Source organism: Pseudomonas aeruginosa (assembly GCF_001457615.1).
GTDB classification, from domain to species: domain Bacteria; phylum Pseudomonadota; class Gammaproteobacteria; order Pseudomonadales; family Pseudomonadaceae; genus Pseudomonas; species Pseudomonas aeruginosa.
Window position 1 is genome coordinate 3,048,349 of sequence record NZ_LN831024.1, and the last position, 19,725, is coordinate 3,068,073.

Annotated in this window: 16 protein-coding genes; 8 read left to right on the forward strand and 8 right to left on the reverse strand. The window is 63.4% G+C overall.

Going from position 1 to position 19,725, the window contains the following annotated elements; genetic code table 11:
• Positions 1-267 precede the first annotated feature (267 nt).
• The 3 genes from AT700_RS13915 to AT700_RS13925 all read right to left on the reverse strand — a co-directional run bounded on the left by AT700_RS13915 (position 268) and on the right by AT700_RS13925 (position 3,342).
• Positions 268-915 carry a hypothetical protein gene (locus tag AT700_RS13915; protein ID WP_003122770.1) on the reverse strand — a complete coding sequence of 216 codons (648 nt, stop codon included), beginning with the start codon at positions 913-915 and terminating at the stop codon, positions 268-270.
• Between the two features lie 110 nt (positions 916-1,025).
• Positions 1,026-2,393: an NAD(P)/FAD-dependent oxidoreductase gene (locus AT700_RS13920; protein ID WP_003122771.1), complete on the reverse strand. Its 1,368-nt coding sequence runs from the start codon at positions 2,391-2,393 to the stop codon at positions 1,026-1,028.
• A 61-nt stretch (positions 2,394-2,454) separates the two neighbouring features.
• Positions 2,455-3,342 (reverse strand): phytanoyl-CoA dioxygenase family protein, encoded by an 888-nt coding sequence (locus AT700_RS13925; RefSeq protein WP_048521099.1) that lies wholly within the window; start codon positions 3,340-3,342, stop codon positions 2,455-2,457.
• A gap of 448 nt (positions 3,343-3,790) precedes the next feature.
• On the opposite strand from AT700_RS13925, the gene AT700_RS13930 reads away from it, so the two are divergent.
• The 8 genes from AT700_RS13930 to AT700_RS13965 all read left to right on the forward strand — a co-directional run bounded on the left by AT700_RS13930 (position 3,791) and on the right by AT700_RS13965 (position 13,697).
• Positions 3,791-4,372, forward strand: a complete 582-nt coding sequence (locus AT700_RS13930; protein ID WP_003122773.1) for a TetR/AcrR family transcriptional regulator — start codon at positions 3,791-3,793, stop codon at positions 4,370-4,372.
• A 383-nt stretch (positions 4,373-4,755) separates the two neighbouring features.
• On the forward strand, positions 4,756-6,282 hold the full coding sequence (locus AT700_RS13935) for a flavin-containing monooxygenase (protein WP_010794177.1): 1,527 nt from the start codon (positions 4,756-4,758) through the stop codon (positions 6,280-6,282).
• Entirely contained in the window at positions 6,279-7,154 is an 876-nt protein-coding gene (locus AT700_RS13940; protein WP_004349746.1) for an alpha/beta fold hydrolase, read from the forward strand. Before AT700_RS13935 ends, AT700_RS13940 begins: the two co-directional genes overlap by 4 nt.
• A gap of 230 nt (positions 7,155-7,384) precedes the next feature.
• Positions 7,385-8,542 (forward strand): iron-containing alcohol dehydrogenase, encoded by a 1,158-nt coding sequence (locus AT700_RS13945; RefSeq protein ID WP_033993469.1) that lies wholly within the window; start codon positions 7,385-7,387, stop codon positions 8,540-8,542.
• Between the two features lie 12 nt (positions 8,543-8,554).
• Entirely contained in the window at positions 8,555-9,886 is a 1,332-nt protein-coding gene (locus AT700_RS13950) for an APC family permease (protein WP_003122776.1), read from the forward strand.
• Between the two features lie 78 nt (positions 9,887-9,964).
• Positions 9,965-11,389 carry a gamma-aminobutyraldehyde dehydrogenase gene (locus tag AT700_RS13955; RefSeq protein ID WP_019726174.1) on the forward strand — a complete coding sequence of 475 codons (1,425 nt, stop codon included), beginning with the start codon at positions 9,965-9,967 and terminating at the stop codon, positions 11,387-11,389.
• A 45-nt stretch (positions 11,390-11,434) separates the two neighbouring features.
• The gene (locus AT700_RS13960) at positions 11,435-12,688 is read left to right on the forward strand and encodes an aspartate aminotransferase family protein (protein WP_031653220.1); all 1,254 of its coding nucleotides are present in this window, start codon (positions 11,435-11,437) and stop codon (positions 12,686-12,688) included.
• Between the two features lie 88 nt (positions 12,689-12,776).
• The gene (locus tag AT700_RS13965) at positions 12,777-13,697 is read left to right on the forward strand and encodes an NAD(P)-dependent oxidoreductase (RefSeq protein ID WP_048521762.1); all 921 of its coding nucleotides are present in this window, start codon (positions 12,777-12,779) and stop codon (positions 13,695-13,697) included.
• Between the two features lie 289 nt (positions 13,698-13,986).
• Here the strand turns inward: AT700_RS13965 and AT700_RS13975 are convergent, their stop codons facing one another.
• The 5 genes from AT700_RS13975 to AT700_RS13995 form a co-directional block, all read right to left on the reverse strand.
• Complete coding sequence (locus tag AT700_RS13975) at positions 13,987-15,645, reverse strand: cation acetate symporter (protein ID WP_048521100.1); 1,659 nt, start codon at positions 15,643-15,645, stop codon at positions 13,987-13,989.
• A complete protein-coding gene (locus AT700_RS13980; RefSeq protein WP_003089157.1) occupies positions 15,642-15,965 on the reverse strand; it encodes a DUF485 domain-containing protein in 324 nt (107 codons plus the stop codon). The genes AT700_RS13975 and AT700_RS13980 overlap by 4 nt, the downstream gene beginning before the upstream one ends.
• 56 nt (positions 15,966-16,021) lie before the next feature.
• A complete protein-coding gene (locus tag AT700_RS13985; protein ID WP_011666659.1) occupies positions 16,022-17,668 on the reverse strand; it encodes an acyl-CoA synthetase in 1,647 nt (548 codons plus the stop codon).
• Between the two features lie 86 nt (positions 17,669-17,754).
• Positions 17,755-18,522, reverse strand: coding sequence for an SDR family NAD(P)-dependent oxidoreductase (locus tag AT700_RS13990; RefSeq protein WP_003123438.1), 768 nt, complete (start codon positions 18,520-18,522; stop codon positions 17,755-17,757).
• Positions 18,522-19,694 (reverse strand): acyl-CoA dehydrogenase family protein, encoded by a 1,173-nt coding sequence (locus AT700_RS13995; RefSeq protein WP_048521101.1) that lies wholly within the window; start codon positions 19,692-19,694, stop codon positions 18,522-18,524. The genes AT700_RS13990 and AT700_RS13995 overlap by 1 nt, the downstream gene beginning before the upstream one ends.
• Positions 19,695-19,725 lie beyond the last annotated feature (31 nt).

A 19,725-nucleotide genomic window follows, 5' to 3' on the forward strand; every position in this document is an offset into this window, starting at 1 on the left:
ACTTTCGTAGATATCGGCTCGGGCATTTTTAATTGTCGTTTCGCCTCGGGTCAGAGGGAGCGATCGGATATGACCGGTCATGAATCGAGCAACTTTATCCGACAATGCACGCTCCGCGGCGGAGCGGGACTATAGCGGATGTAATGCCTGCAAAAAAAACCGCCCCGAAGGGCGGTAAAAGGCAGGGCCAGGGCCTGCCATGGAGTTACAGCAGAACAGTTCTGCCAGGTTATCGGTAAGAAAGAAAAACTTGTCGCGCCGTATTGTTTATCGCGGACGAGGAAACGCTTGGCCGTATACCTTGTTCGAACGCTCCAGCGCACCATAGGCATAGTACAACTGCACCATGGAATAGGACCAAGCCAGGAAGGCCATGGTCATGAAGACCATCTTCGTGTCGTCTCCCGGAATCGGGAAGAAGTCATATCTGAGTGCTACTACCAGGCCCGCCAGCCCGCCAGCGATGGTGGCCAGAGTATGGAGGGCTTCGCCTGCACGGGCCAGTTGCAAGGTGAAGTAGCAAAGATACAAGGTATAGGCTGACCACATGAATACATAGAAATAAGGGAGGAATCCCTCGATGATTCCAGACAGGAAATAGACGCCGGTAGCGGCAAAGCCAGCTACAAAAATGAGGATGTCCTTGGCGGGCGACGGTTTGTAATCGTGGGTAACTGCCATTAGCCCGAGCGTAGCGATAACTGGCACTCCCACCCCTCGCGAAAAGGCGTCGAGAAAGATCGCGATGTTGTAGTTGGCTTGCCAGCCGGTGGCTATGAATGTAGTGAAGTTCGATGCCGAGATACCTACGATCAAGAACTCCAGGCCAAGCAAATAGTTTTTCCGCCTGATGAATGCAGCGCCATAAAACAATCCGGAAATCACCAGGAGAATACATGAGAGCAGAGCGAACAAGTCTCTCGGTTCCACGTTAACTGCCCCTTCAGATAGAGTTGTATCGATGCCTTGTGTCTAATCGGTGCAAGGGAGTACGGGCATAACCCCATTAACTCCCCGCATCGTTATCAGCCGTTCAAGGCTTTGTCTTTGCGCACTTTCTTGTCGGTCCATGCATCCAGTAGCCTGGCGGCCGCAAAGGCCGTCTTTATGGCGCACCATTGAAGTGGCTCGGGTAGCATGGATGGCGTCTTGTGTTCCAGCGCCGCTAGCAGCGGAGGCTCTCCACCGCCGATTCGCTCGGCGAAAAGCGCGCCCATGAGCGATTGAGTGGCAAGGCCATGCCCTGAACATCCCGCCGTATAGAAGATGTTCTGCCTGGCCCCTGTCACCCCGACCACGGGGAGGAAGTCGTAGGCCCCGCTGATATACCCGCTCCAGCAATGCCGAATGGCAAGGCCCTGCAAGGAAGGAAAACGCTCGCGCAACACTCTCGACAACGCGGCGTAGGCGGCGTGGTCCGGAACATTGGGTGTCTTCGAGCCGTAGGCATAACCCAATTGCTTCACGGTCAGCAGCAGGGTGTCATGGGCCGTCAGGCGATGACTTTCCATGGTGTAGTGCGGCGTAATGAGGCCTTCACGCTCTTGCCAACCCAGGGACGCCAGTTGCTCCGCCGATAGCGGCTGGGTTTCGATTGCCGAAACCCGGATCGGTGCAACCTTGTTGCGGAGCACTCCCAGCTGAGGCGTGTAGGCGTTGGTCGCCAGAACCATTACAGGGGCGGTGGCGATACCCTGGGCCGTATTGCAGGTAATCACCTGCCCTTCACAGTAGGAAAGCACCGGCGTGCGTTCGTACAATTTCACGCCAGCCTTGATTGCCGCACGACGCAGGCCGTTGACGTACTTTCCCGGATTCAAGGTGCCGCCACGCTGCTCGCTGCCAAACAGGAATGCGGGCGGTATGCCTCGCGCGCGCATCTCGGCGCTATCCACGAAGCGCGTGACAGAGCCCAGCGCGTGGCCAAGCTCCATGTTCGCTCGCAGTCGCTTTTCCTGGCTGGGATGGACGGCGGCCCGGATGATTCCCGAGGGCGTGTAATCGCAATCGATGTCCAGCGCAGCCAAACGCTCTTCCACATAGGTGACGGCCTCGTCATAGAAACCGACGAACTTACGTGCCTGCTCAAGCCCCACTCGCTTGACGAAAACCTCGCATTCTATGCCCATGCTGCCGAGCAGATAGCCGGCATTGCGCCCGCTGGCCCCGAAGCCTGCGAACTGCTGTTCCAGAACGATGACGTTCGCTCCACGCGCCCTTAGTTCCAGCGCCGTTGACAGGCCGGCGAACCCGGCGCCGACCACGACTACGTCTGCGTGCTCGTGGCCTTTCAGCGCCGGCTGCAGGTCGTCTGGCTGCTCCACCCATCCGCCAAGGCTGCGGAATCTCATGGGTTCGGCATTGTTGCGTGCCGCTCCGTTGAAGGCATTCATTCTCATCACTCCCGGGTTGCCGGACGTTGTTCCTCTCATGGGCCGATCCATGGCAGTGCCGCTAGAACCCCTTCCCCGCCTCGGAAAAGGAGGGCATGCCCAACAGCTCTTGCGGGTCACGCATCTGACCATCGATCTCCACCCAACCCAGTAGCGTGGAACTGGCACTCCATCCCAGCAGACGCTGCATTTGCGAGGGGAGCTGCCGAACGCGCTCGACGGGTATGGAAAGGAAGTGGTTTTCTTCCAGGCGCAGGAAGGCCAGGTCATAGGCCATGGTCAGGCCTGTGCGAGGAGCGTCGGATCTGTTGGCGCCACCGCCGTGATATACCGATCCCAGCCAGAGAAGCGCAGTGCCTGCCTTCATTTCTGCGCCGATGGTTTCTTCCTGGGTGGGCATCCGTTCGTCATCCCATTGATGACTGCCAGGAATGACCCGCGTCGCGCCGTTCTCTTCGGTGAAGTCGGTAATCGCCAGCATGAGCTGCAAGCGAGCCTCGCGACCATACTGCGGATGCCGCCAGAGCGAAGTGGCATCGTCGCGATGCAGGGGTTGAAGACCTTGTCCAGGCCCGATCTGTATCGCCTGGGTCATGCTCAGTTGGATATCGGGCGTGATCTCGACCCGATCGTTCCCTACCCAGACATGGGTGGGAGTCTGCAATACCTGCTTTGCCGTCTCGAGGAACAGGGGGGTCAGTGCCACTTCCACGGCGGAGTCGCTTTTCGCCAGGATCCGCGCGGTACGTCGAGTCTGGGTGCCGGCGAAGTAAGGGTCCATGCCGCAGGGGGTAACGCCCAGATAGCTGTCCAGGTCCTCGGTAAGAGACTTCAAGGTTTCTTCCGAGACGAAGTTGCAAATAGCGACAGCGCCATCACGCCTGATGATTTCCACTACCTGCTCGATCGGGGTGTCGCAGCTGACTGTCGTCAATCTTCGCGTACTCATCTGATGCCTACCTGTGTGGTGTTGTCATTGTTCTGCAGGGCTTCCGCAATCAACCTCAGCCCATGAGCGTTCACTCTCATGCGGTCAGACCGCCCTCTCCTTGCGCCTGGCACGGAAAGGAGGTTTGATCATACGACATGATCATGTGATCAAGTCAAACGATTAATAATTCTGCGTGGCATCTCGGCGCTCAGGAAAGGCCTGCCGAATCAAGATCCGGCTCTACGCGGGTTCGCGCTGGCGATAGCGGATTGCCCAGGCTCGATCCTGTTTCGCTTCGGCTACACATCGCCGGCGGTCGGAGCGAAACATCTGGAGAGACAAAGGGTCGCTGCCTCGGTCCTCAAGCGTGTCGACTCATGGATTGGGGGACGGCCATGCGTTAGCATTCGTCCCGGTCGACAGCGGACCAGTCGCCTGGCGGCAACACCGAAGAAGGAGAAGCTGAATGGCTCGAGTGGGCGCCGAAGTGCGCAGGCAAGACTTTATTGAGGCCGCCGTGAAGGTGATCGCGGAATATGGTGTGGCGAATGCCACTACGCGTCGCATCGCGGCCGCGGCGAATTCTCCATTGGCCTCCCTGCACTATGTCTTCCACACCAAGGACGAATTGTTCGACGCGGTCTATGAGTCCCTGATAGACAAGCCACAGCAGTCCTTGCTGCATGTTACGGCGGGAGCCACGGCGGCAGACTCGGTAGCAGAGATATTGCGCCAGTTGGTCGGGTGGTTCACCACGCATCCGGAACTGGCGACTACGCAGTTCGAGCTGTTTTTCTGGAATCTGCGTAACAACCCCGCTATGGCGAGCAAGATCTACACCGATTCCGTCGAAGCGACGAAGCAGGCCATTGAACAGGTCGCTGGCTCGGTGCTGGACCAGGAAGCGCTGGCCACTGTCAGTCGCTTGCTCATCAACCTGTTCGATGGCTTGCTTCTCGCCTGGTCCGCCCATGGTGACCAGGAGCGGCTGAATGCCGAGACCGAAGCCGCCTGCCAGGCTGTGAAGCTGTTGGTGGCCAGCTTCTGATCTTTTCGAAGGCGCATCTCTAGAGAGGGGCATGGTGACACGGTTCGCCGTGCCCCTGCTCTTCGGGCCTCTTGCCAGTTCAGGTGCGGCGCCTCTTCTAGTTCTCCTCTCCCCGCCTCCGCTTCCAGCGGAATCCTGGGCGGCTATCTCGCCGGTCCTTCCCCCTCATAGTCCTGCAAGTTGACTGTGCGCTTCTCGTCCATGCAACAGGCCTTCCGCCATGGCCTGGCGGGAACTGGCTGCGGCACCTAGGTGCAAATAAACCCAAACCGATGGAAACCTGGTGCATTTCGCACCTTGTACCAGCAACTCGCTCGCGCCTATTCTGGTCAAACGATCAAGTCAAAAGATCAAGTCTCTATAACACAACAATAGGAGGCGACATGTCCTCTCACACTGCTCTTCCAATTGAGCCGCTCGATGTTCTGATCATAGGAGCCGGTGTGTCTGGCATCGGCGCTGCGGCTTACCTTCGACGTCACCAGCCGCACAAGGTGTTTGCGATTCTCGAGTCCCGGGAGCGAATGGGCGGCACCTGGGACCTGTTCCGCTATCCCGGCATACGCTCCGACTCGGACCTGTACACCTTCGGCTTCGACTTCAAGCCTTGGACCAAGGCGAAATCTCTGGCGGATGCCGCCGACATTCTCGAATACCTGCGAGAAGCCGTCGCTGAATACCAGTTGGACCCCTTCATCCAGTACCGGCAGAAAGTGGTCTCGGCGAATTGGCAGAGCGACAAAGGGCTGTGGGCAGTATGCGTCGAGGACGGCCACACGGCAGAAACCCGCACCATCGAATGCCGCTGGCTGTTCAGCGCAGGCGGCTACTACCGTTATGACCAAGGCTTCAGCCCACGCTTCGAGGGCGCGGAGCAGTTCAAGGGGCAAATCATCCACCCGCAACACTGGCCCGAGCGCTTGGACTATCGAGGCAAGCATGTGGTGGTCATCGGCAGCGGCGCAACGGCGGTGACCCTGATTCCCGCCATGGCCGACGAGGTCGCCAGCATCACCATGTTGCAGCGGACGCCCTCCTATATCGTCAACCAGCCCGCCAACGATTCCGTTGCCGCTTTTCTTCGCAAGATTCTGCCGGCGCAAACCGCCTACTCACTGACGCGCTACAAGAATGCCAAGATCACCCTGGTCTTCTGGCGATTCTGCCAGCGCTTCCCCGGGCTCGCCCGCAAGCTGCTCATATGGCTGACCCGTAGAGAATTACCGAAAGGCTATCCGGTCGACGTTCATTTCAACCCGCCCTACAAGCCCTGGGACCAACGCTTGTGCTCGGTTCCCGAAGGCGATCTTTTCAAGGCCATCAGTGCAGGTAAAGCCTCGGTCGTTACCGACCATATCGAGCGCTTTACCGAGTCCGGTGTCTTGCTCAAGTCCGGCACGGAACTGAAGGCCGATATCATCATCACGGCCACCGGTCTGAACGTGCAGTTGTTCGGCGGTATCGCCCTGCACAAGGATGGCGAGCCGGTAGTGTTGAGCCAGACGCTGGCGTACAAGGGCACGATGCTTTCCGGCGTACCCAATTTTGCCTTTGCGGTGGGCTATACCAACTCATCCTGGACGCTGAAAGTATGCCTGCTGTGCGACCACTTCTGTCGCTTGCTGGGCTTCATGGACAGCCAGGGCCATAACGTCTGCGAGCCGAAGGCGCCGGATGGTGTCGAAACCCGTCCCCTGCTGGATTTCGGGGCCGGATATGTCCAGCGGGCATTGGATGGCATGCCGCGCCAGGGGCCTCGCGAGCCCTGGGTGATGTCGATGGATTACTTCCGTGACATCAAGCTTTTGCGCCGAGGGAAGGTCGCCGACGAATGCCTCCGGTTCAGCACGGTGCCTGACGCCTACCTGCACAGAAGCGTGGCGCTTCAGACTCAGGGCGGCGGGCGATGACTGCGGATCGGTTCTGCGAGCTACCGGGCAAGCGTAGCCTCTGCTATCGCAGCCACGGTCCGGAAACCGCGCCTGCGGTCATCCTCATCGTCGGCCTGGGGCTGCAATTGATCTACTGGCCTGAAGCGCTCATCGCCGGCCTGGTCGAGCGGGGCCTGCGCGTGATCACGCTGGACAACCGTGACTCGGGCAGGTCTTTCTTCACCGAGGTTACCCCGCCCTCGACCCTGCAACAGTTCTTCCGCAAACCGACTGCGGGGTATGACCTGGGCGACATGGCCGACGATGTGATCGGCCTCATGGATGGCCTGCGCCTGGGGGCGGCGCACGTCGTAGGGATGTCGATGGGCGGCATGATCGCCCAGACACTTGCCGCTCGTTATCCGCAGCGAGTCATGAGCCTGGCGTCCATCTTCTCGACGACAGGATCGCTGCGAGTAGGCCAGCCAGCGTTCAAGACCATCTTGCAGCTTCTCCGGCGTCCTCCCCGGAACCAGCGGGAGAGCGTTCGCGACTATGTGGAGATCATGCGTTCCGTCGGTACGACGCTGGAATGGGACGAGCAGGCCCATCGCGACTACGCCATGCAAGCCTGGGAGCGAGGCGGCGGGGAAGCGAGCAACCTCGGGATGGCGAGGCAGATCGGCGCCATCATCAACTCGGGCGACCGAACGCAGGAACTCCAGCGAATTCGCTGCAACACACTGGTCATCCATGCTGAGAAAGACCTCATGGTCGCCACCAGCGGAGGCTTCGCCACGGCGGCGGCCATTCCCAGGGCACGCTTGGTGCTGTTGCCGGGAATGGGGCATGACTTCCCCGCCTGCCTGACAGGAACGCTGCTTTCCCTGCTCGCAGGCCAAATGCATTAGTACGGAACATCCCTTCAGGGGCGGGTGGGTGCCGCCCCTCTTTTTACACCTCGGGACTTGCATGGGGCTTTTCGAAGTTCGTGCTTATCCAGGCCCACATAAGACAAAAAGGTTCCCGGTTGATTCTCGACCGCAGAGCCATGCATCACACGCCGGAGCCGTTGGTTCGCCCTGCGCGTGAATTCCTCCACTGCCGTTCAACAACGACAAAAATCGAGCAAGAGGTACGTATGGAATTCAAGTTCTTACTCCCCGCCAAAGTCGTGATGGGACCCGACCTGCGCGAGCGCACCGGCGAATACCTGCGGGAACTCGGCATGGCGCATGTGCTGATCGTGACGGACGCCGGGGTAAAGGCCGCAGGCCTGTTGAATGGCGTGTATGCCAGCCTGAATGAGTGGGAGATCGCGTTCGACGAGATATCGGAGGTCAAGGCAAACCCTCGCAGCGAAGACATCAACCAGGCGGCGCAGCTGTATCGCGGCAAAGGTATCCACGGCCTGCTGGCCATCGGCGGCGGCAGCGCGATGGACGCGGCCAAGGCGATCAGCCTGCTGCTGACCCACGAGGGTCGGATCGAAGACTACGAGGGCTCTTTCACCCTCAGGCACGCCATCCCGCCTATCGTCGCCATCCCGACCACCGCCGGAACCGGCAGCGAAGTGACCTGCTTCTCGGTGATCACCGATACCGCCCGGCATTTCAAGATGAGCGTCCAGGATTACCGGGTGGGCCCCGTTCTGGCATTGCTCGACTCCCGCATTCTCGACACGCTGCCTGCATCGATTGCCGCCGCAACCGGCATGGATGCCCTCACCCACGCCATCGAAGCCTACACCTGCCGTGTGTCGAATCCGATCAGCGACGGGCTGGCGCTGCATGCCATCCGCCTGATCAGCCAATACCTCAGGCCCGCCGTACTGGAGCCGGGCAACCTGCATGCACGCGAGCAAATGCTGGTGGCCAGCCTGATCGCCGGCATGGCCTTCGGTAACGCGGACGTCGGCAGCGTGCACTGCATTTCCGAAGCCATCGGTGGCATGTACGACACGCCACACGGCGTGGGCAACGCGATCTTCCTGCCCTTCGTGTTCGGCCATAACCGCGACGCCGACATCACCCGCCACGCGCAGGTCGCCTACGCATTGGGTATCGACCCCAACCTCTCGCCGGCCGAGGCCGCCGAGGCCGCCGTTGGCTACCTGTTCCAGATGAGCAAGGACCTGGGCATCCCCCGCTTCGCCGAGGTGAAAGGCGTGCGCGAGGAAGACTTCCTGAGCATCGCCGAAAAGTCGAAGAAGAATTTCTCCGACGGCAGCAATGCCAAGCAAATGACGGTGGAAACCTACCGTGAAATCGTCGCCGCCGCTTACCACTACGTAGCGTGAAGGAGGCCCGTCATGAGCGAATCAATCGCCGGCGCTTCATTGAAGCGCACGCTGGGTCCGTTTTCCGTTCTGCTGTTCGGTCTGGCGTTCCTCGCTCCGTTGATCGTGTTCGGCACCTATGGCGTGATCACGCAGGCCAGCGGCAACACCACTGCGATGGCCTACCTGATCGCGGCAATCGGCGTGGTGTTCACGGCCTTGAGCTATGGCCGGCTGGTCAGGGTGTTCCCGGTCGCCGGTTCGGCCTACACCTATACCCGCAAGATGCTGAGCGCGAACCTCGGCTTCATGGTGGGCTGGGCCGCCCTGCTCGATTACTTCTTCATCCCGATGCTGATCTGGCTGCTCGGCGCCAGCTACCTCAACATGGCCTTTCCAGAGGTGCCGCAATGGGTGTGGATCATCGGCTTCATCGTCTCCACCTCGCTGCTTAATATCCTGGGCATCCAGGTCGCCAACCGCTTCAACGTGCTGTTGATGGTCGCGCAACTGGCCATCATCGTCGTGTTCATCGGCCTGTGCGTGCACTACATCGTCGCGGCCAACGGCCCTGGCGGGCTGCTGTCGGCCAAGCCGTTCTTCAACCCGGACGTGTCTTTCGCCACCAGCATGGCCGGCGCCGCCATTGCCGCGTACTCGTTCCTGGGCTTCGACGCGCTGTCCACGCTCAGCGAGGAGACCCGCGACCCGGGCCGGACACTGCCGCGCGCGATCCTGCTGGTCGCATTGATCGGCGGTTCGGTCTACGTCGGCTCGTCGTACTTCATGTACCTGGCGCACCCCTCCCCCGCCTTCGAGCATGTGGACGGCGCCGCCTTCGAGATCGCCCGCATGATCGGCGGCGACCTGTTCTTCGCCGTGGTCCTGGCGGGGATCATCATCGCCCACTTCGCCGCAGGCATGTCGTTCCAGGCCAGCGTGGGCCGGCTGCTGTACGCCCTGGGGCGGGACAACCAACTGCCGCGCAAGCTGTTCGGTGTCCTGCATCCTCGCTACAAGACCCCGGCCTTCAACATTCTGCTCTGCGGCATTTTCGGCTGCGCGGGTTTTGCCCTGACGATCGCCACCGCGACGTCCCTGGTCAATTTCGGCGCGTTTCTCGCCTTCAGTGCAGTCAACCTTTGCGCGTTGCGGCTCTCCTTCGATACCCGCCTCGGAGACGGGGCGGGCTTGCTGCGCGGGGTGCTCTGCCCGCTCGTTGGCCTGGTCACGGCCGGGTGGATGCTGGTCAGCCTGGATAAAGACGCGCTGATCATGGGCTGTAGCTGGCTGGGCCTGGGGGCGGTCTATCTCGCTTGCCGGACCAGCTTCTTCCGCAACCCGGTGCCCGACGCGCTGGCGTAGCGACCACCCTTCTATCGAACGCTCTGACAACAACCACAAGGCCGGCTTCGAGCCTGCCCTTCAATGGCGAGAATCGATATGCAAACCAAACTTCTGATCAATGGTGCCCTGGTGGCCGGCGAAGGCGAGAGCCACGCGGTGTACAACCCGTCCCAGGGCAACGTCCTGGTGCGAATTACCGAGGCCAGCGGTGCCCAGGTCCATGCCGCGGTGCAGAGCGCGGATGCGGCCTTCGACGCCTGGTCGCAAACGCCGCCCAAGGATCGCGCGGCCCTGCTGCTCAAGCTCGCCGAGCGCATCGATGCCCAGGCGCACGTGTTCGCTCGCCTGGAGGCGGACAACTGCGGCAAGCCTTTCAACGCCGTGCTGCTGGACGAACTGCCCGCCGTGTCGGACGTGTTCCGTTTCTTCGCCGGCGCCGTGCGCTGCCTTCAGGGCTCGGCGGCGGGAGAGTACGTCGCGGGGCATACCTCGATGATCCGCCGCGACGCGGTGGGCGTGGTCGCCTCCATCGCGCCGTGGAACTATCCGTTGTTGATGGCAGCGTGGAAACTCGGCCCGGCATTGGCCGGCGGCAACACCGTGGTGCTGAAACCGTCGGAGCACACGCCGCTGAGTACCTTGAAACTGGGCGAGCTGCTTGCCGAGATCTTCCCCGCCGGCGTGGTCAACATCGTCCACGGTCGAGGTGCCTCGGTGGGTGAGCCGCTGACCAGCCATGCCCAGGTGCGCATGGTGTCGCTGACCGGCTCCGTGCGCACCGGCAGCCGGATCATCGAAGGTACGGCCGAGAGCGTGAAACGCATGCACATGGAGTTGGGGGGCAAGGCTCCTGTACTGATCTTCGACGATGCCGACATCGACGCCGCCGTCGAAGGCATCCGCACCTTCGGCTTCTACAACGCCGGCCAGGACTGTACCGCCGCGTGCCGCCTCTATGTGCAGAAAGGGGTCTACCAGGAGTTCGTTCGCAAGCTCGGCGAGGCCGTATCCAGCATCCGGTGCGGGCTGCCGGACGATCCGGCGACCGAGATGGGACCGCTGATCACCAAGGAGCATCTGGAGCGTGTCGAGGGGTTCGTGAACCGTGCCAGGGAGTTGCCGCACATCGAAGTGGTCACCGGCGGCAAGCGCGCCGAGGGTGCCGGCTTCTTCTTCGAGCCGACGGTCCTGGCCGGCGCTACGCAGGAGGATGAGGTGGTGCGCCGCGAGATCTTCGGCCCGGTGGTGACCGTCTCGTCGTTCGAGGATGAAGCCCAGGCGCTGGCTTGGGCGAACGACTCCGACTACGGCCTGGCGTCTTCGGTATGGACCGCCGATGTGGGGCGCGCTCATCGCCTGGCCGCCCGCCTGCAATACGGCTGCACCTGGGTCAACACCCACTTCATGCTGGTCAGCGAAATGCCCCACGGCGGGGTCAAGCTGTCCGGCTACGGCAAGGACCTGTCGATGTACGGCCTGGAAGACTACACCGTGGTGCGCCACGTGATGTTCAAGCACTGACCGCCCACACCCCGGACTACCCAGATCATTTTTCAAGAGGTTTGCATGAACAACATCGAGACGTTCGAAAGGCTCGAATCCAACGTGCGGATGTACTGCCGCGACTTGCCCCTGGTGTTCGATACCGCCCAAGGCAGCAGGATCCGCGGCGAAGATGGCCGCGAATACCTGGACTTCTTCGCCGGCGCCGGCGCCCTGAACTATGGCCACAACGACCCGCGCATGCGCGATGCGCTGATCGCGTATCTGTCGGCCAACGGCGTGACCCACGCCCTCGACCTGCACACCACCACCAAGCGCCAGTTCCTGGAAGCGATCGAGCGCGACCTGTTCAAGCCACGCGGCTGGGACTACAAGGTCCAGTTCACCGGCCCGACCGGTGCCGACGCCGTCGAGGCGGCGTTGAAGCTGGCGCGCAAGGCGACCGGGCGTACCAAGGTCGTATCGTTCTACGGGGCTTACCACGGCATGACCGCCGGCGCCCTGGCCGTCACCGGCAACCGCACTCGCCGTGGCCCTGGGCTTTCCACCGACGTGGTGTTCGTGCCCTACGAAGACAGCCCCTATGGCGAATTCGACAGCATTGGCTTCCTCGAGCGCCTGGCCAACGACCAGGGCAGCGGCTCGGAGCTGCCGGCGGCGGTGATCGTCGAGTCGGTGCAGATCCAGGCCGGCGTCTACCCGGCTTCCAACCAATGGCTGCAACGCTTGCGCAAGTGGACCACCGACCACGGCGTGCTGCTTATCTGCGACGAGATCCAGGCCGGTTGCGGCCGCACCGGCGACTTCTTCGGCTTCGAGCGCTCCGGGGTGGTGCCGGACCTGATCACCTGCGCCAAATCGATCGGCGGCTTCGGCCTGCCGATGGCGATCGTGTTGCTTCGTGCCGGGCTGGATGTATGGCAACCGGGCGATCACATCGGCACCTTCCGCGGCAACCAGTTGGCGTTCCTGACCGCCCGCATCGCGCTCAGCTATTGGCACGATGAGCAGTTCCTGAAATTGCTGGCCGGCAACTGCGCGGCCATGGAGCGCGCAGTTGCCGGCTTTGCGGAAATTCCAGGCGTCGCGTCCGCGCGTTGTCGCGGCATGATCGCCGGCATCGATTTCGGCCGCGGCAACGTCGAGGTCGCCAAGGACGCCCAGCAGCGCGTGCTGCAAGCGGGCGTGCTGGTCGACCGCTGCGGCCCGAATGGCGAAATCATCAAGCTGATGCCACCGCTGAACACTCCGACCGACCAACTCGAAGACGGCCTCAGGGCCTTCGGCGAATCGGTCGCGGCAGCGCTGGGCGAATAGCTGCCAGGGTCACCCTTCGGCCTGTGTTGAAGCGCAGGCCGGAGACCTGTTGGACATCAGCCAGAACAATAATCAGGAGACCTCGAGCGTGCGTGAACACAATGATGAAAGCTTCGAGTTCGAAGTGTCCGTGATCGGGCTCGGAGCCATGGGAACCATCATGGCCCAAGCGTTGCTCAGGCAAGGCAGGCGCGTGGCGATCTGGAACCGCTCACCCGGCAAGGCCGCGGCGCTCGTCGCCGCTGGCGCTCACCTGTGCGAGAGCGCCGAAGCCGCGCTGGCTGCAAGCCCGGCCACGATCTTCGTGCTCCTGGACAACCAGGCGACCCACGAGGTGCTCGGGATGCCAGGTGTGATGCAGGCACTGGCCAACCGTACGATCGTCGATTACACGACCAACGCCCGGGACGAGGGCCTGGCGCTTCAGAGTCTCGTCAACCGCGCGGGCGGCCATTACGTCAAAGGGATGATCGTGGCCTACCCGCGCAACGTTGGTCGTCGCGAAAGCCACAGCATTCATACCGGTGATCCTGAGGCCTTCGAACGGCATCGGGCGCTGCTTGAGGGGCTTGCCGGCCATACGACGTTCCTCCCCTGGGACGAAGCATTGGCCTTCGCCACCGTGCTCCACGCGCATGCGTTTGCCGCGATGGTGGCTTTCTTCGAGGCCGTGGGGGCTGGTGTCCACTTCGGCCTGCCGCCTTCGAAGACCGCTCGGCTCATGCTCGACACGTCGCGCTTTTTCGTCGCCGATGCACTCGAGGAAGCGGTCCGTCGGCTGGAAGCGCAGGATTTCGCAGGCGATCAGGCGAGGCTCGATGTACATGCCCAGGCCTTCGCCCATATCGCCGGAGCCCTGCACGCACAAGGGACCTGGACGCCGGTCTTCGACGCGCTGTGCCAGGCCGTGCAACGCGCGGCAGCCATGGGCTATGGCGACCAGGACATCGTAGCCGTCACCCGCCTGTTCGCCCGCGAATGCGACACCGCAAGCGCGGCGGGACAGTGACTGCGCTGCGCTTCTAAGGTCCGCGTGGATAGCGCCCGAAGACAACAACTATAAAAAATCGCTGGAGAATCATATGCGCCGATTCGGTTTTCTACTGGCTGTCCTTGTACTGGTCATCTTCCTGAGTGCACTGTTTTCGAAGCCTTCCGTCGTCAACCGCGGGACGGCTCAGCGCATGGAGCACTACCCCACCGTCGGTATCGGAGACATCTTCCGGGGGCACTAGCCAGGCCTCGGGCGACAGACAGCCTCGAAGCCTGCCACCCGTTCGACAGCGACCGTGTGCGCCTCAGTGGTCTATGGCTCCGCTGGCGCCAAGGCCGGCCTGGCCTCGTACGTATTGGTCGGCGAAGGCTGCCCTTTCCGCCATGGCCCGCTTGGTCCGGTCCAGGCGGGAAACGCCATACGCCACCAGGAACGCCAACGGCATGGAGAACAGCGCAGGCTGGGTATAGGGGAACAGCGGCTCGGCGAAGTGCAACACATCCACCCACACCAGCCTGGAGAAAACCACGAAGCCCATGGCGCTGAACAACCCGACGTAGCCACCGGCCAACGCGCCACGGGTGGTCAGCCCCGACCAGAACATCGACAGGAACAGCACCGGGAAGTTGGCCGAAGCGGCGATGCCAAAGGCCAGGGCGACCATGAAGGCCACGTTGATGTTCTCGAACACGATGCCCAGGGCTATCGCCACCAAGCCAAGGCCCAGGGTTGCCAGCTTGGTTACCCGCAGCTCCTGCGCCTCGCTGGCCGCGCCCTTCATGATCACCCGCGCATACAGGTCATGGGCGATGGCGGACGCCCCGGCCAGGGCCAGGCCTGACACCACGGCCAGGATGGTGGCGAAGGTCACGGCGGAGAGGAAGCCCAGCAGCAGGTTGCCTCCCACTGCCTGGGCCAGGTGCATGACCACCATGTTGCCCCCGCCCAGCAGCTTGCCTCCCGCTTCCCCGCCCTCGAAGAACCGGGGCTGCTGGCTGACGATCACGATCGACGCCAGGCCCAGCAGGAAAATGACATTGAAGAAGTAGCCGATGAACCCGGTGGCGTAGAGCACCGACTTGCGCGCCTCCCGGGCATCGCCGACGGTGAAGAAACGCATCAGGATGTGCGGCAGCCCGGCGGTGCCGAACACCAGCCCCAGGCTCAGCGATAGCGCGGTCAACGGGTCGGCCAGCAAGCCACCAGGGGCCAGCAGGCGTTCGCCCAGGGCATGGCTATCCATCGCCTGGCTGACCAGCCTGTCATAGCTGAAGTCGAATTCGCGCATCGCCAGGAACAGCACCAGCGAGCCGCCGACCAGCAGCAGGAATGCCTTGACGATCTGCACCCAGGTGGTTGCCACCATACCGCCGAAGGTCACATACAGCATCATCAGCGCACCGACGATCACCAGGGCGATCTGGTAGTCCAGGCCGAACAGCAGCCTGATCAACTGCCCGGCCCCGACCATCTGCGCCACCAGGTAGAAACACACCACGGTCAGCGATCCGATGGCGGCCATGGTGCGCACCTTGCCCTGGTCGAGACGGTACGAGGTGATGTCGGCGAAGGTGAAGCGGCCCAGGTTGCGCAGCCGCTCGGTCATCAATAGCAGCAGTACCGGCCAGCCCGCGAAGAAGGCGATGAGATAGATGTAGCCATCCATCCCGGAGCTGTAGATGAGCGCGGTGATTCCCAGCAGCGTGGAGGCGGACATGTAGTCGCCGGCCAGCGCCAGGCCGTTCTGCCAGCCCCGGATACCGCCACCGGCGCTATAGAAATCCGCCGTCGAATGGGTCCGTCGCGCCGCCCACCAGGTGATGCACAGGGTGAACAGCACGAACACCATGAACATGCCGATGGCATGCAGGTTGAGCGGCTGGCGCTGGCCAGCGTCCAACGCGGGCGAGGCCAACAGCAGGCCGGAGTGCAGCGACAACGCCAGGGGAAGGAGCTTCTTCATGCGCCCTGCTCCTCTTCCAGCCCAGCGACCAGAGCCTGGGTCAGGCGATCGAATTCGCCGTTGGCGCGGTACACATAGAGCGCCGACAAGGCACAGAAGAACACGAACAGGAACACGCCGGCGGCGACGCCGAAGGTCATGTTCGAGCCCTGCGCCAGACGCCTGGCAATCAGCTCGGGGCAGAACGATACCAGCGCGATGTAGCCGTGGAACGTGGCCAGGATCAGCAGGAGCAGGCTCAGGGTGAAACGGTTTCGGCGCGCCACCAGTTGCTGGAACCGGGCACTGGCGCGGATACGTGCGTATAGCAGGCTGGACATGGGACACCTCGGGCAACCTAGTTATTGTTATGGAATGTGCGGGTGCGGCAGCGCCATCAGCGGCCGGCGTCGCCGGCCTCCTCCTCCTGCCGGGCCCACTCGCGCAGGACGAACTTCTGGATCTTGCCGGTGGCGGTCTTGGGCAGTTCGGTAAGCGTCACATGCCGCGGTGCCTTGAAGTGCGCCAGGCGCTCGCGGCACCAGCGGACCAGATCGTCACCCGTGGTTCTGGGTAAGGCATCCGCCCGCAAGGCGACGAACGCGTGGGGTGTCTCGCCCCAGCGCGAATCCGGGCGCGCCACCACCGCGGCCTCGACCACCTCGGGGTGCTGGTAGAGCACTTCCTCGATCTCCAGCGAGCTGATGTTCTCGCCGCCGGAAATGATGATGTCCTTGGCCCGGTCCTTGATTTCCACGTAGCCGTCCGGGTGCAGCACGGCCAGGTCGCCGGTGTGCAACCAGCCGTCGGCCAACGCGGCACGGGTGGCCTCGGGGTTGTGCAGGTAGCCTTTCATCACGGTGTTGCCCCGCACTACCAGTTCGCCAAGGGTGCGGCCGTCGGCCGGGACCGGACGGCCGGTGTCGGTATCCAGCACCGTGGCCTCCTCGAGCATCGGGTGGGCGACGCCCTGGCGGCTCATGAACTGGGCCCGGGCCTCCAGCGGCAATTCGTCGACCCCCGGCTGCCACAGGCACAGGGTGCTGGGGCCGTAGCTTTCGGTCATGCCGTAGGCGTGGGTGATGCTGAAGCCGCGTGCTTCCATGGCGGCGATGACCGCGCTGGGCGGCGCGGCGCCGCCGGTGATCACCGATACCGGCACGGCAGGGACGCTGGCATGCTCGGCATGGATCAGCATCGACATCACCACCGGCGCGGCGCTCAGGTGGGTCACCGCATGCTCGGCAATGGCGGCGTGGATCGCATCTGGCTGGACCTTGCGCAGGCATACGTGCGTGCCACCGGACAGCGTCACCGCCCAGGTATGGCTCCAGCCGTTGCAGTGGAACATCGGCAAGGTCCACAGGTAGACGCTGCGCGGCCCCAACTGGAAGATCAGCGCGCCGGCGCAGGCGTTGAGGTAGGCGCCGCGGTGATGCAGGACCACGCCCTTGGGATCCCCCGTGGTGCCGGAGGTGTAGTTGATGGCGATCGACTGCCATTCGTTCTGCGGCGCACTCAGCGGCCGCCCCGGGTCGCCCTGGGCCAGAAACGCCTCATAGTCCAGGTCGTGGGCGAGGTCGGCTCGCTCGGCCTGGTCATCGTCGATGCCCACCAGCAAGGGCGGCGCATCGAGCATGGCCAGCGCCTGCTGGGCCACGGCACCGAACTCACGGTCGCAGATCAGCACCCTGGCCGCGCAGTGGCGCAGGATGAAGGCGATGCTGCGTGCCTCCAGGCGAATGTTGATGCATACCAGCACCGCCCCGGCACCGGGTACGCCATAGTGGGCCTCGAGCATTTCCGGGATATTCGGCGCCAGTATCGCCACCCGCTCGCCCGCTTGTACGCCGACCCGCTCCAGGGCACTGGCCAGGGCGCAACTGCGCTCGTGCAACTGGCGGTAGCTGTAGCGCCTTGCGCCATAGACCACCGCATCGCGCTGCGGGTACACCTGCGCGGCACGCTTGAGGAACGACAGCGGCGACAGCGGGACATGGTTGGCTTCGTTGGGAGCAAGCTCATGCTCGAGGGTCGGAACCATCATGGCAGCCACCTCATCGACACATTGCTCGGGTCTTGCACGCACATACATACCTCCTGTTCTTGTTGTTATTGCGCCAGGGCGCGTTACAGGCTGCTGCACAGGTGGCCGCCATCGACCACGATCTCGGCGCCGCTCATGGCCCGCCCGGCATCGCTGGCGAGCAGCAGCAAGGCGCCGTCCAGGTCCGCCGGCACGCTGAAGCGGCGGCTGGGGATACGCGAGCGCAACTTGTCGCCGGCCTCGCTGGCCAGGAAGGCCTCGTTCAGGTCGGTCATCACGTAGCCGGGCGCCAGGGCGTTCACCCGGATGCCATGGCGCGCCAACTCCAGCGCCATGGCGCGGGTCAGGTGGGCCAGGCCGGCCTTGGCCGCCAGGTAGGGGCCGACGGCGCCGGCCACACGGCTGGCGAGGATCGAAGTGACATTGATCAGGCTGCCGCCCTTCCCCGCCGCGACCATGCGCCTGGCGCTTTCCTGGGCCACCGCCCAGGCGCCCTTGAGGTTGGTGTCGAGCACGCGGTCCCAGCTTTGATCGTCGCAGGCCAGCAAGGGCTGGCTGTCGCTCACCCCCGCATTGTTGACCAGCACATCCAGCGGGCCGGCGGCATCGAGCACCCGGCAGATATCCTCACGGCAGGTCACATCGAGGGCAAAGGCCTGCGCCCGCCCTCCCGCCACCTCGATGGCCTCCACCAGTGCCTGCAGCGGCGCCTGGCGCCTGGCAGTCACCACCACCTCGGCGCCTGCGGCGGCCAGGGTCATGGCGAAGTGGCGGCCCAGGCCGCTGGAGGCTCCGGTCACCAGGGCGCGGCGCCCGTCGAGGGCGAACAGTCGGGTCAGGTTCGGCTGCATCAGCGGGCCTCCAGGCGCTGGTCGAGCAGTTTCTTCGCCAGGCTCATGCGGTGCACCTCGCTCGGGCCGTCATAGATGCGGAACGGGCGAATGTCGCGGAAGATCCGCTCCACCACGGTGTCTCCGGTCACCCCGCGCCCGCCCAGTACCTGGACGCAACGATCGACCACCCGCCACAACGCCTCGGCGCTGATCACCTTGGCCATGCTGGAGTCGACATTGGCCCGCCGGCCCTGGTCGAGCACCCAGGCACAGTGCCACACCGCCAGGCGCACCACGTGCAGGTCCATCATGTTGTCGGCCAGCATGAAGCCCACACCCTGGTGCTCGCCCAGCGGCTTGCCGAAGGCGTCGCGGGTGCGCGCATAGTCGCAGGCGATGTCGTGGGCGCGACGCGCGGCGCCCAGCCAGCGCATGCAGTGGGTGAGCCGCGCCGGCGCCAGGCGCACCTGGGCATACCGGAACCCCTTGCCGATCTCGCCGAGCACATCGCTCGCCGGAATACGCAGGTTGTCGAAACGCAGCTGCCCGTGGCCACCGGTGAAGCAGCTGTCCAGCGAGTCCAGCTGACGCTCATGGATGATGCCGTCGCGTTTCATGTCGGTCAGGAACATGGTCGCCGTACCATCCTCCATGCGCGCCATGACGATGCCGAAGTCGGCGCCTTCTGCGCCGGTGATCAGCCACTTGCGGCCATTGATCAGGTAGTCGTCGCCATCGCGGGTGGCGGTGGTGCGCAGCATCGAGGGGTCCGAGCCGGAGCCTGGCGCAGGCTCGGTCATGGCGAAGCAGGAACGGGCATGGCCCTGGACCAGCGGGCGCAACCAGCGGTCTTTCTGCGCCTCGGTGGCGACCATGTCCATCAGGTGGATGTTGCCTTCGTCCGGGGCATGGATGTTCAGCGCCACCGGGCCCAGCGGCGAGTAGCCGGCCTCTTCGAAGACGATCGCCTTGGCCACGTGGCTCAGCGCCAGGCCACCCATTTCGCGGCTGGCGTGGGGCGTCAGCAAGCCGGCCGCGCGGGCGCGGGCCACCAGGTCCTGGCGCAGGGCGTCGCTGGGGCCGTGGCTGTCCTGGCGGGGGTCGTTCTCGAGCGGGATGACCTGTTCGGCGATGAAGTCTCGGGTCTTGGCCTGCAAGGCGAGCAGTTCGTCCGGGAGGGTGAAGTTCATGGTTGTCCTTCTGGATGCTTGTCTGTCGGGA